This is a genomic window from Streptomyces sp. NPDC050546 (genome assembly GCF_044457425.1).
Lineage (GTDB): Bacteria > Actinomycetota > Actinomycetes > Streptomycetales > Streptomycetaceae > Streptomyces.
Genome location: NZ_JBITGX010000010.1, coordinates 36,011 through 48,231 on the forward strand (window position 1 = coordinate 36,011; position 12,221 = coordinate 48,231).

The following is a 12,221-nucleotide window of genomic DNA, read 5'->3' on the forward strand; positions in this document are numbered from 1 at the left end:
ACGTGTGTTTCACTCTTCCACAACCCGCACACGACCAACAAGGCGCCCGTGCAACATCCGGCCCATTGACAGAAAGTCAGAAACGGGGAACGCGCGTTCACCGCTCGCACCCGTTTTCGACATTTCCGTGCGCCCTGTGTGAATCGGGTCAGATCTGCCAGGACCGCAGCCGGTCCGCCGCGCCGTAGACATCGGTCGTGTTGGACATCAGATCGCGGGCCAGGTCGACGAGGGCCCCGTAGGGCGGGTCGATGCCGACACCGCTGACGAACATGTACGCAACGGCCGTCGCGCAGGCGAAGCGGGCGTTGGCCGTGGGCAGCGGCCGGAGCACGGCGAGGGTGTGCAGCAGCGCGGCGGCCCGCCAGGCCGGGTCGGAGTTCACGCCGAGGCGCGGAGGATCGACCCGGTGCCGGGCGACGGCGGCGACCAGCGCGGAGAAGTCGTTGACGGTGGGCTGGTCCGGCAGGACCTCCTCATGGCGCTGCAGCAGCCAGGGCACGTCGATATGAATGACGGGTGCCATCGGTCAGGCGGCCCGCCCTTCGCCCTTGGCGGAGGGCTCGTCGTCCGGGAAGGCCGCGGCGAACTCGTCGGCGTGGGTCGCGAAGAACCTGCGGAAGGCCTCCGCGCCCTCCTGGAGCGCCCGGTGGCGGGCTATGTCGGCCGCGGCCGCCTCCCGCACGAGCGCCTTCATCGACGTACCGCGTTCCTTGGCGATCTGCCGCAGGTCCTCAAGCTCGCGGTCGCTGAACTCCACGTTGAGAGCTGGCATGTCTTCAAGGTACCGCTCGGGTACTGACTCGTAAATATCCCCAGGTCAGAGGGGAATCAGACGGTACCGGGCAGCTGGCCCCGCCGGTCTGCCGACGAGACCCGCGTCACACGGCACCCCGGCGATGTCACATTCCGGGACCCCACCCGGGTCCCAGTGGTGACGCGTCTCAGGGAGGACCACGCATGACCGAGATCACCGCGCCCGGCACCGACGCCCCGGCCGACGAGGCGACGGAGGTGTTCGTCGACCATCGCGAGCTGCTGTTCGGCGTCGTCTACAACATGCTCGGCAGCGTCGCCGACACCGAGGACGTCCTCCAGGAGACCTGGCTGTCCTGGACGGCCCGCGGCGGTGGCGCTCCCCTGGCAGGCGTCGGCAACCCCCGCGCCTATCTCGTACGGGTGGCGGTCAACCACGCGCTGCGCCGCCGCGCCACGATCAGCCGCAGGCGGGAGACCTATGTCGGCCAGTGGCTGCCCGAGCCTCTGGTCGCCGACGGCGAGGCCGACACCGCCGACGGGCCCGCCCTGCGCTCCGAATCGGTGTCGCTGGCGATGCTGGTCGTCCTGGAGTCGCTGACCCCGCTGGAGAGGGCCGTGTTCGTCCTGGGTGAGGTCTTCGGCTACCCGCACGCGGAGATCGCGGAGGTCATCGACCGCTCCCCCGCCGCCGTACGGCAGTTGGCGCACCGGGCCCGGGAGCACGTGCACGCGCGGCGGCCGCGGTACGAGGCGCATCCGCGGGTGCGGCGGGAGGCGACCGAGCGGTTCGTGCGGGCGGCGCTCGACGGGGACATCGCCGCGCTGATGGAGGTCCTCGCGCCGGACGTCACGGCGTGGACGGACGCCGGCGGCAAGCGCAAGCCGGCGAGCCTGCGCCCGGTGCACGGCCGGGACAAGGTGGCCCGTCTGCTCACGTCCGGGCGCGGCGGTCCGCGCGACCCCGTCTGGCACTACCGCCGCGTCAACGGCGACGACTCCGCCGTGCTGTTCGACGGGGACGCGCCGTTCGCCGTCCTGGTGCTCGACCTCACCCCGGAGGGCGACCGGGTGCGCGGCATCTATGTCGTGGCCAATCCGGACAAGCTCGCCCATGTACCCAAGGGGGAGGTGTGAGCGACCGGGGCCGGTGAGCTCAGGACCGGGAGCGGCAGAACTCCCGGACGGTCCGGTTGAAGGCCTCCGGGGCCTCGATGTTGCTGAGGTGCCCGACGCCCGGAAGCACGACCAGCGTGGCCTGCGGGATCGCCGCCAGGAACGCGTGGGCGACCTGCTCCACCGGGGAGCGTGCGTCGAGCTCCCCCCAGAGCAGGAGCGTCTCCACCGTGATCGTGGGCAACAGGTCCCGCTGGTCGGCCTCGGCCATGACGGTGAGCTCGGTCCGCATGGTCTGGGGGCGGGTGTCGGCCGACATCACGGACATCAGACGTACGGCTTCGGCGGGCGGCCGGCCCGCGAACAGGCCCGGCATGGTCGGCGCGAAGTCCTCGGCCGGGACCGCCAGCAGTCGCTCGGCCCCCTCGACCCGCGCCCGCACCTCCGCCGCGGGCAGCGAGCCCTTCCAGCCGGCGTAGGTGTCGACGAGGAGCAGGGTTCTGACGAGGTCGGAGTGGTGCCGGTAGAGCTCCAGCACGATCGTCCCGCCCCAGGACAGGCCGAGGACATGGGCCGGGCCGAGGCCCACGTCCTTGATGACGGCAGCCAGGCAGCGGGCGTAGTCGGCGAGGGTGAAGGAGGGCGGTACGTCGGAGGAGCGGCCGGTCCCCGGTTCGTCCCAGGCGACCACGGTGAACGCGTCGGCCAGGTCGGCGACCTGGCCACGCCAGAGGCGGGCGTCCGCGGTGGCGCCGTGCACGAGCACCAGGGGCGGGCCCGAGCCCACCCGGTCGTAGGCGACCTCGATGCCGTCTACCCGCACCGCGTGCATGTGACCAGGCTACGCGCGGGTGCCGGAGGCGTCCTGTCGGCGGACTCCCCCGGCACCGGGCACGTTCCCTACCCCTGGTCCGCCACGAAGGCGGCCATCCGGGTCAGGGCGGCGTTCCAGTTGATCGTGTGTTCGTTGGTCGACCAGGACTGGATGTCGTCGATGTAGCAGAACTGTCCGACGCAGCCCTGCAGTCTGCTCTGTGCGTAGGGGTCCTGGATGCTCGAGTTCGGCCCGCCGGCCAGGGTGCCGTTCGGCGGGTGGGGCAGGCCGGGGTCGAGCTGGCGGGCGTACCAGCGGCTGTGCTGGTTCTGGGAGCTGACCTCGCCGTAGCCGGTGACGTAGGAGATGTTCAGCGCGTTGCGGCCGAGGATGTAGTCCATGCTCTGCAGGGCGCCGTCCCGGTACTTCGAGGCGCCGGTGATGTCGTACGCGGTGGCGAGGACGACGGCGTTGTTGAGGACCTGGTGGCTGGAGCCCCAGTCGTACTTGTTGCCGTCGGGCGCGTAGGGCATGCCGTAGGGGTGGTTCTTCAGGGTGGCCAGGTAGCGGTCGGCGCCCTTGACGACGGACTCCCGCGCCTTGTCCCGGCCCGGCAGCTTGTTCGGTACGGTCGCGAGATCGAGCCGGCCCGCCGCGCCGGTGCGGGCCCAGTCGAAGCCGAGGGGCTTGAAGAGGTCGGCCGTGTGGACCGGGGACTTCAGGACGTACTCCTCGAACTGCTTCTCCCCCGTGCTGAGATACAGCTCGGCCGCCGCCCAGTAGAAGTCGTCGGTCACGTCGTTGTCGGGGTAGGCGCCACCGCCGACGCCGTCGCTCTCGGAGGCGTAGCGGTCGGGGTGGGCGAGCGCCGCCGACCAGGCCGTGCGAGCGGCCGCCAGGGTCTTGTCGGCGAACGCCCTGTCGTAGGACCGGTACAGGCGGGCCGCCTGCGCGGCTGTGGCGGCCAGATTCAGGGTGGCCGCGGTGGACGGCGGGTGCAGTTCGCGCTTCTGCGGGTCGTCGCTGGGCAGCAGCGGCAGCCCGGTCCACTGCTCGTCGTGGATCTTGTGGTGGGCCATGCCGGCCAGCGGCTTCCCGGCGGGCACCTGCATCTTCAGCAGGAACTCCAGCTCCCAGCGGGCCTCGTCGAGGATGTCCGGGACCTTGTTGCCGCTCTCGGGGATGGCGAGCGTGCCGTCGCCGAGCTTGCCGGCGTCGCCGGTGCGGGCGTGCAGCGCGCGTTCGTGGGTGCTCAGCAGCTCCCAGGTGGAGATGCCGCCGTTGACGACGTACTTGCCGTGGTCGCCGGCGTCGTACCAGCCGCCGCTGACGTCGAGCGTGTAGTCGCACACCCCGGGCCGGCACGGCACGGCGGTGTCGCCCTGGTTGGGTGCCACGCCCAGGTGACCGGCCCGGCGGCCGTACCCGGGCCGCAGGTCCTCGCGGATCTCGACGCCGCTGCGCTGGGTGTAGTAGTACTTCGCCGAGTCCAGCCGGAGCCGCTCCCAGACGCTCGCGTCGACGTCGAAGGGGCGGCTGGTCTCGCCGTCGACGACCAGGGTGAGGCCGGTGCCCTTCGTGCGGTACGCGCCGAAGTCGATCGAGTGGACGTTCTGTCCGGAGGAGCTGTCGGCCCCGCGCGGCACGGTCGTGCCCCGGGCGACCACGGCGCCGCGGGCGGTCCTCAGCTCCCACGGCAGCTTCGCCGTGGCATCGGTGACCAGGGTGGCGTTCTTCGGCCCGGCGGGCAGGTAGGCGACCTGGTTGACGCGGACCCGGGGGCCGGTGTCGGGCTCGTACGGTTCCGGCGCGACGCCGCCCAGCAGCGAGACGTCGTCCATGCAGAAGCGCCAGTCGTCCGCGCTGCCGCCGAGCTGGAAGCCGACCTGGCCCTGAGCGGTGTCGACGGGCGAGGTGAAGGTGTAGGAGTAGCGGTCGCCGGAGACGCTGAGCTGCGGTGTCACCTCGTAGTAGGTGTCGTACGGGGACACCGACAGGCCCACGATCGCCCGCACCACGTGCCCGGCGGGCGTGCCGGTCGCGCTGAAGGAGAAGCGGTACGACTCCCCCTTCACGAGGGTGATGTCGTTCTGTCCGACGGCGGCGTCCCAGCGGTTGGCGGTGCCGCCGGGGACGTCGGCGCAGAGCCGGCCGTCGGACAGTCCTCCGGTGACGTTGCTGGTCGTCCACCAGGGGGCGGTGGTGGTGTCGAAGGTGCCGTTCTCGACCTGTTCGACCTCTTCGGCCCCGGCCGGTGCGGAGGGCAGCGCGGTGAGCGCGGTCGCCAGGAGGGCCGTCAGGGACAGCAGGGCGGTTCTGCGTCGTTTCACGTCCGGGCTCCTCTGGTGAGGTGCGGGTGGCGCTCGTCGTGGGAGCGCTCCCAGATACGGATGCCCGCCATGGTTGTGGCTGATGTGACACTCCGTCAACGGTCCGGACGGGACTGGCTGTCCGCCGCCCGTCCGGACCAGTGTGGTCTAGACGGTGTCCAGTCGGCTGATACGCATCGCGCCCCGTGCCTCGTCGGGGTGGCGGCTGGTCAGGGTGAGCCGAATCCTGGAGCCGCGGACGGGCTCGAAGGTGATCACGGTGGGGGCGTCGGAGGCGGTGGCCCAGTCGATCGCGGTGTCCCGTACGGCCCGCCACGCCCGGCCGTCCCACACCGCCGCCTCGATCGCCGCGGGCAGGCTGTGCGTGGCGTCCACCGTGAAGGAGACGTCCACCCGGTCGAAGCCGCGGGTGCGCCCGTGGTCGACCGAGACCCAGTCCTCGCGGCGGGCCCCGTCGAAGGCGGGCAGCAGGGCCGTGGCCTGCTTGAAGAAACCGTTGGACCAGCCGGTGGCCGGATCGCCGTCCAGCATGGCGGCGGGCAGGGTGTCCGGGCGGCCCGAGTAACTGGCGTCGGCGTGCGGGTAGTTCAGGGGAGCCGGATGTTCCGGCCCGAAGGCGGGCGGGGTCGTCTCGGCCCGGTCCCGGGCCGGGGTGGCGCGTACGGTCGCCGTGCCGGTGCGCAGACCGGCGGCGCGGGCGGTCACCCGCACCGTGCCCGTCCGCGTTCCGGAGCGGACGATGGCGAGGGCCTTGCCGTGGTAGGCGGTCCGGGTGCTCGCCTGGTAGCGCTCGGCGCTCTCCTGGCGGCCGTTGTCGAGACCGGCGAGGGAGCCGCCCGCCACGGCGAAGGAGAGCAGGTGTTCCGCGCCGGGCACCACCACGCCGCGCCGGTCGACCACCTCGGCGGTCACGAAGACCAGCGAACGGCCGTCCGCGGCGAGGGACTCGCGGTCCGGTGTCAGGCGTATCGCGTGCGGAGTTCCGGCCGTGCGCAGTACGTCGGTGGCGACCGTCCTGCCGTCCTTGCGCGCGACGGCCTTCAGCTCGCCCGGCTCATAGGGCACCTTCCAGGTCAGGTGGAGCTTTCCGGCGCTGCCGTTGGGGCTGGTGTAGCTGCCGGGGTAGGGGCCGTCGGTGAAGGTCTTGTCGTCGCCGGTCGCCTCGGTGGTCTCCAGGTACGCGCGGCCGTCGACGGTCCTCTTCGTGTCGAACCGCTGTAAGCCCAGGGACTTTCCGTTGAGGAACAGCTCGACGGTGTCGACGTTGGCGTACGCCCAGACCTCGACGGTGTCACCCTCGGTGTGGTTCCAGGTCATCGGCAGCAGGTGGACCATCGGCCGCTCGGTCCACTGGCTTTGGAAGAGGTAGTACATGTCCTTCGGGAAGCCGGCGGTGTCGACCGCGCCGAAGAAGGACGCCTTGACCGGGAAGACGTCGTACGGCGTGGGCTCGCCGATGTAGTCGATGCCCGACCACAGGAACTGCCCGGCGAACCACTTGCGGTCCCGGTCCTTCTTGTGGCCGTACTCGCCGCTCATGGTCCAGGAGGCGAGGTTGTTGTCGTACGAGGAGGTCGCGCGCCGGCCGGGCGTGTGGTCCTCGCCGGTGTTGAGGTGCTCGGGCTCCTGGTAGGCGCCGCGGGTGGAGGTCTCCGAGGACGACTCCGACTCGAACAGGAAGAGCTTGGGGTAGCGGGCGTGCAGGGCGTCCACCGACTTGGCGGTGTTGTAGTTGAGGCCGAGGCCGTCGATCTTGGCGAGGATCAGATCGCCGGGCGAGCCCGGGGCGGGCACGCTGCGGTGCCGGTGGGAGCCGATCACGATCGGGCGGGCGGTGTCGTAGGCCTTGATGGCGGCGATGAGCCGGTCGGCCATGGCGAGTCCGGCGGTGGAGGTGAACTCGCTGACCTCGTTGCCGATGGACCACATCAGGACGGCGGGCGAGTTGCGGGCGGCCAGGACCATCTCCGCGATGTCCTTGTCGGCCCACTCGTCGAAGAAGCGGCCGTAGTCGTACCGCGTCTTGGGGCTCTTCCAGCAGTCGAAGGCCTCCACCAGCATGACGATGCCGAGTTCCTCGCAGACCTCGATCATCTCCGGGGAGGGCGGGTTGTGGGAGGTGCGGAAGGCGTTGACGCCCATCGATTTCATGATGAGCAGCTGGCGGCGGACGGCGTCCTTGCTGACGGCGGCGCCGAGGGCGCCCAGGTCGTGGTGGAGGTCGACGCCCTTGAGCTTGTGGTGGGTGCCGTTGAGGAAGAAGCCCTCGTCCGGGTCGAAGCGGAAGGTGCGGAAGCCGAAGGGGGTGCGGTAAGTGTCGGTGGTCCGGCCGCCGACGCGCAGTTCGGTGTGCAGGGTGTACCGGTGCGGGGCTTCGATGCCCCAGAACTCGGGTCGTTCGACCGTGAGTTCGTGGGTCTCGGTGTGCTCGTCGGTGACGGCGGCCGTGGAGGAGGTACGGGCGACCGTGCGGCCCTTGCGGTCGACGACGCGGGAGACGACCTCGACGTCCGCGCCCGCGCCCGAGTCGTTGCGGACCGATGTGTCGATCCGTACGAGGGCCCGCTCGGCGGAGACCTCGGGCGTGCTGACGTGGGTGCCCCAGCGGGCCACGTGGACCGGCTCGGTGATCACCAGGCGGGCCTCGCGGTAGATGCCGCTGCCCGAGTACCAGCGGCTGCTGGGGAGCCGGTTCTGGACCTTGACCGCGATCACGTTCCCGGTGGTGCCGTCGGTGTGCACCAGGTCGGTGAGATCGAAGGCGAAGCCGGTGTAGCCGTAGGGGTGGCGCCCGGCCTCCTCGCCGTTGCAGTAGACGTGGGAGTCCATGTAGACGCCGTCGAACTCCACCGAGATCCGCTTGCCGGCGAGGGCGGGCGGCAGGGTGAAGGTGAGGCGGTACCAGCCGAGGCCGCCGGGCAGGAAGCCGGTGCCGCTGGTGGTGCCGTGCTCGGTGGTGGGGGCCTGCTCGATGCTCCAGTCGTGCGGGACGGCGACCTCGCGCCACCCGGAGTCGTCGTAGCCGGGCAGGGCGGCGTCGGCGTAGGCGCCGGTCGGGTCGGTGATGCCACCCGGGTTGACCAGCGCGAACCGCCAGCCGTCGCGCAGGGCGACGGTGCTGCGGCCGGACGCGCCGCGCACCTCCTCGGCGGCCCACGCCTCCGGGGCACCCAGCAGCGCTCCGGCCGCGGGCGCGGCCGCGGAGGCGAGCAGGACCGATCTGCGCGTGACCGACATGGCGGCTCTCCCTCATTAAGACCCAGAAGCACTCACAACTGATCGCGAACAAACAGATTCTGTCGAGGTGTCACACAGGGCCGTCAAGAGTGCGGCGACATCCTTCTGTCCCGGGCGTCACATCGGCCGGAATCAGGCCACGACCCGGCACGGCCGGGCGCTGCCGGGGTTACCCGTTCACGTCGGGCGCCTACGGACTAGGCTGGAACTCAAGCGACCTCTCTGATCACTGTGAGTGTCCGTATGGAGTGGCGACGATGATCCCGGACGAGCCGTTGGACGATGGCATGGCCGCCCGTGCCGTCATCGCCGCCGACGGCACGCTCACCGGGTGGAGCGAAGGCGCCCGCCGTCTCCTGGGCCACACGTCCGCCGAGGTCGTGGGCCGCCCGGCCGCCGAGCTGCTGGCCGACGACGCGGACGCGCCGCCCGCGCCCCACGACGCCCGCTGGAGCGGCATGCTCGCGCTGCGGCACCGCGACGGCCGTACGGTCTCCGTGTGGGTGCTCGCCCACCGCAGACCGCCGGAGGGCGAGACGGCCGAGTGGTTCGCGGTGTCCCCGCCGGAGGCCGCCGGTGCCGACCTGGCGGACGACCCGCTGGTGCGCGCGGCCCTCACCCAGTCACCCTGCGCCACGATGATCTTCGACGAGGAGCTGAGGCTGCGTGGCCTCAACGACGCCATGGCGGAGCTCCTCGGGATGCCCGCCGACCGTCTGCGGGGTCTGAGACCCACCGACATCGGCAGCCGGCCGCAGAACTCCGAGCTCGAGGAGAATCTGCGCCGGGTGCTGAGCACCGGCCGGCGGCAGGACATGCAGACGTACATGAAGGCAAGCGGCGAGACCCGGGGGGCGCACGCCTGGCTGGCCCGGATCGCACCGCTCACCGACATGTCCGGCCAGGTGCGGGGCGTGTGTGTGACCGCCCACGACTTCAGCGACCAGTACCGGTCACGGGAGCGGCTGCAACTGGTCAACGAGGCGAGTGTGCGCATCGGCACCACCCTCGACGTCACCCGGACGGCCCAGGAGCTGGCGGACGTGTGCGTCCCGGCGCTCGCCGACTTCGTCAGCGTCGACCTGCTCGACACCCGGGAGCACGGCGGCGAGTCCGCTGGGCCGCCCGTCCCACCGGTGAGTCTGCGCCGGGCCGCCCACCAGTCGGTCAACGCGGGCAGCCCCGAGGCCGTCGCCAAGGCGGGACAGGTGGAGGTCTACCCGGCGTCCTCCCCGCAGGCCGCCTCGCTGATCGCCGGCCACGCCGTGGTCGCCTCGGGATCGGAGGACGACCTCGAACGGTGGCTCGCCTGGGACCCGGTTCGCTTCCGGCGGGTCCGCGAGTACGGCGTCCACTCCACGATGTCCGTCCCGCTCCAGGCCAGGGGCACCATCCTCGGGGTCGCGGTGTTCACCCGCTTTCGGCGTCCCGAGGACTTCACGGACGACGATGTGATGCTGGCCGAGGAGGTCACAGCCCGGGCCGCCGTCTGTATCGACAACGCGCGCCGCTACTCCCGCGAGCGGGAGACGACCCTCACGTTGCAGCGCAGCCTGCTGCCCCGCCACCTGCCGAGCACCGCCGCCGTGGAGGCGGCCTCCCGCTATCTGCCGGCCACTCGCTCCGGTGTGGGCGGCGACTGGTTCGACGTGATCCCGCTGTCCGGGATGCGGGTCGCCATGGTCGTCGGGGACGTCGTCGGCCACGGCATCCAGGCCTCCGCCACCATGGGCCGGCTCCGCACCGCCGTCCGCACCCTCGCCGACATCGACCTGGCCCCCGACGAACTGCTCACCCACCTCGACGACCTGGTCGTCCGGCTGTCCCAGGAGTCCGGCGGCGAAGAGGTGCCCGGCACCGGCGAGGTGGGCGCGACCTGCCTCTACGCGGTGTACGACCCGGTGTCGCGGCGCTGCACCCTGGCGCGGGCCGGGCACCCGCAGCCCTTCCTGGTCCCGCCGGACGGCCCGGCCCGGCAGCTCGACCTGCCCTCCGGTCCCCCGCTCGGTGTCGGGGGGCTGCCGTTCGAGAGCGCCGAGGTGGAGCTGCGGGAGGGCAGTGTCCTGGCGTTCCACACCGACGGGCTGCTCGCGAGCCGCGAACGGGACGTCGACACGAGCCAGCGGATGCTCCGCGAGGCCCTGTCGGCGCCCGCCGGCTCGCTGGACGAGGTCTGCGACCGCGTGCTGGATGCGCTGCTCCCCGCGGGCGGCTCCGCCGACGACGTGGCCCTGCTGCTGGCCCGCACCCGGGGCCTGCCGTCCTCCCAGGTCGCGACGTGGGACATCCCGGCCGACCCGGCGCTGGTGGCCCCCATCCGCAAGCAGGTCGTCGAACAGCTCGATCGCTGGGGGCTGATCGAGGCCACGTTCACCGCGGAGCTGGTGGTGAGCGAGCTGGTCACCAACGCCATCCGCTACGGCGCCAAGCCCATCCGGCTGCGGCTGATCCACGACGCGGACACCCTGATCTGCGAGGTGTCCGACACCAACCACACGGCCCCGCATCTGCGCCGGGCCAAGACCTGGGACGAGGGGGGCCGCGGTCTGCTCCTGGTCGCCCAGCTCACCCAGCGCTGGGGCAGCAGGCACACTCCCGACGGCAAGACGATCTGGGCGGAGCTGACGACGCTCGACGCGATGTGAGTGCTCTTACCGGAGCCTGGTTTCATGGGCGGGCACCGCCTGTGACCCGCCCCGGAGGACCTCGCCCTGAACACCCCGCTCGCCGAAGTCCTGTCCGTGGCACTGCTGGCCGCGGTGCTCGTCTGGGCCGTCGTCCGCCCCAAGGGGCTGCCCGAGGCCGTACTGGCGGTTCCGGCCGCCGGGCTCGCGGTCGCCGTCGGAGTGATCTCGCCCACGCACGCGTGGGAGGAGATCCAGCGGCTGGGCCCCGTGGTCGGCTTCCTCGCGGCCGTGCTGGTGCTCGCCCACTTCTGCGACGTCGAGGGACTCTTCACGGCGTGCGGGGCGTGGATGGCCCGCTGGGCGGCGGGACGTCCGGGGCGGCTGCTGACCGCGGTGTTCGCACTGGCCTCCGTCATCACGGCCGTGCTCAGCCTGGACGCCACGGTCGTCCTGCTGACACCCGTCGTGCTCGCGACCGCCACCAGGATGGGAGTCCAGGCCCGGCCGCACCTCTACGCCTGCGCGCACCTGTCGAACACCGCCTCGCTGCTGCTGCCGGTCTCCAACCTGACCAACCTCCTCGCCTTCACGGCGAGCGGGCTGAGCTTCACCCGGTTCACGGCGCTGATGGCACTGCCCTGGCTGGTCGCGATCGGCGCAGAGTACTTGCTCTTCCGGCGCTTCTTCGCCCGGGAACTGGCCGCTCCTCTCCCCGTCGCCGACCCCGCGCGGCCTCCCGAGCTGCCGCTGTTCGCCCTGGTCACGGTGGGCTGCACCCTGGCCGGGTTCGTCGTGGCCTCGGCCCTCGGGATCGCACCGGCGTGGGCCGCGCTGGCGGGTGCGCTGGTGCTGGCCGGGCGGGCACTGCTGCGGCGGCGGGCCACCCCGCTGACGGTGGTGCGCTCCGCGTCCCCGGCGTTCCTGGCGTTCGTGCTCGCGCTCGGCGTCGTCGTGCGCGCGGTCGTCGACAACGGGCTCGCCGACGCGCTCCACCGTGTCCTGCCCGACGGCTCGGGCCTGCTCGCGCTGCTGGGCGTGGCCGCGCTGGCCGCCGTCCTGGCCAACCTCATCAACAACCTGCCCGCGGTGCTGGTGCTGCTTCCGCTGACCGCCGGGGCCGGTCCCGGTGCCGTGCTGGCGGTGCTGCTCGGCGTGAACATCGGCCCCAACCTGACCTACGCCGGTTCGCTGGCGACCCTGCTGTGGCGACGGATCGTGCACCAGCACGGGCAGCGCGTCGAGCTCGGGGAGTTCACCCGGCTCGGCCTGCTCGCGGTACCCGCCGCGCTGGTGCCGGCCGTGGTGGCGCTGTGGCTGTCGCTGGGGGTCGTCGGGGGCTGA

Annotated in this window: 8 protein-coding genes; 3 read left to right on the top strand and 5 right to left on the bottom strand. The window is 71.9% G+C overall.

Features of this window, described 5'->3' with window-relative positions:
• Positions 1–148: 148 nt before the first annotated feature.
• Positions 149–526: a toxin Doc gene (locus tag ACIBK5_RS24760; protein ID WP_193481257.1), complete on the bottom strand. Its 378-nt coding sequence runs from the start codon at positions 524–526 to the stop codon at positions 149–151.
• Between the two features lie 3 nt (positions 527–529).
• Complete coding sequence (locus ACIBK5_RS24765; protein ID WP_234845748.1) at positions 530–775, bottom strand: hypothetical protein; 246 nt, start codon at positions 773–775, stop codon at positions 530–532.
• 185 nt (positions 776–960) lie between these two features.
• Here ACIBK5_RS24765 and ACIBK5_RS24770 point away from each other — a divergent pair, with 185 nt between their 5' ends.
• Positions 961–1,893 carry a sigma-70 family RNA polymerase sigma factor gene (locus ACIBK5_RS24770; protein ID WP_399022524.1) on the top strand — a complete coding sequence of 311 codons (933 nt, stop codon included), beginning with the start codon at positions 961–963 and terminating at the stop codon, positions 1,891–1,893.
• 19 nt (positions 1,894–1,912) lie between these two features.
• Here ACIBK5_RS24770 and ACIBK5_RS24775 read toward each other — a convergent pair whose 3' ends face one another.
• The 3 genes from ACIBK5_RS24775 to ACIBK5_RS24785 form a co-directional block, all read right to left on the bottom strand.
• A complete protein-coding gene (locus ACIBK5_RS24775; protein WP_399022526.1) occupies positions 1,913–2,704 on the bottom strand; it encodes an alpha/beta fold hydrolase in 792 nt (263 codons plus the stop codon).
• A gap of 68 nt (positions 2,705–2,772) precedes the next feature.
• The gene (locus tag ACIBK5_RS24780; protein WP_399022527.1) at positions 2,773–5,016 is read right to left on the bottom strand and encodes a glycoside hydrolase family 9 protein; all 2,244 of its coding nucleotides are present in this window, start codon (positions 5,014–5,016) and stop codon (positions 2,773–2,775) included.
• Positions 5,017–5,163: 147 nt separating this feature from the next.
• Positions 5,164–8,253 carry a glycoside hydrolase family 2 TIM barrel-domain containing protein gene (locus tag ACIBK5_RS24785; protein ID WP_399022529.1) on the bottom strand — a complete coding sequence of 1,030 codons (3,090 nt, stop codon included), beginning with the start codon at positions 8,251–8,253 and terminating at the stop codon, positions 5,164–5,166.
• Between the two features lie 257 nt (positions 8,254–8,510).
• Between ACIBK5_RS24785 and ACIBK5_RS24790 the strand changes: the two genes are divergently transcribed.
• Positions 8,511–10,898, top strand: coding sequence for a SpoIIE family protein phosphatase (locus ACIBK5_RS24790; RefSeq protein WP_399022531.1), 2,388 nt, complete (start codon positions 8,511–8,513; stop codon positions 10,896–10,898).
• 96 nt (positions 10,899–10,994) lie between these two features.
• Entirely contained in the window at positions 10,995–12,221 is a 1,227-nt protein-coding gene (locus tag ACIBK5_RS24795) for an arsenic transporter (protein ID WP_399022533.1), read from the top strand.

Excerpts from the sequence above, each read along its gene's own strand:
- ACIBK5_RS24770 (WP_399022524.1), top strand. The coding sequence starts at position 961 with ATGACCGAGATCACCGCGCCCGGCACCGACGCCCCGGCCGACGAGGCG.
- ACIBK5_RS24765 (WP_234845748.1), bottom strand. The coding sequence starts at position 775 with ATGCCAGCTCTCAACGTGGAGTTCAGCGACCGCGAGCTTGAGGACCTG.
- ACIBK5_RS24760 (WP_193481257.1), bottom strand. The coding sequence starts at position 526 with ATGGCACCCGTCATTCATATCGACGTGCCCTGGCTGCTGCAGCGCCAT.
- ACIBK5_RS24785 (WP_399022529.1), bottom strand. The coding sequence starts at position 8,253 with ATGTCGGTCACGCGCAGATCGGTCCTGCTCGCCTCCGCGGCCGCGCCC.
- ACIBK5_RS24790 (WP_399022531.1), top strand. The coding sequence starts at position 8,511 with ATGATCCCGGACGAGCCGTTGGACGATGGCATGGCCGCCCGTGCCGTC.
- ACIBK5_RS24775 (WP_399022526.1), bottom strand. The coding sequence starts at position 2,704 with ATGCACGCGGTGCGGGTAGACGGCATCGAGGTCGCCTACGACCGGGTG.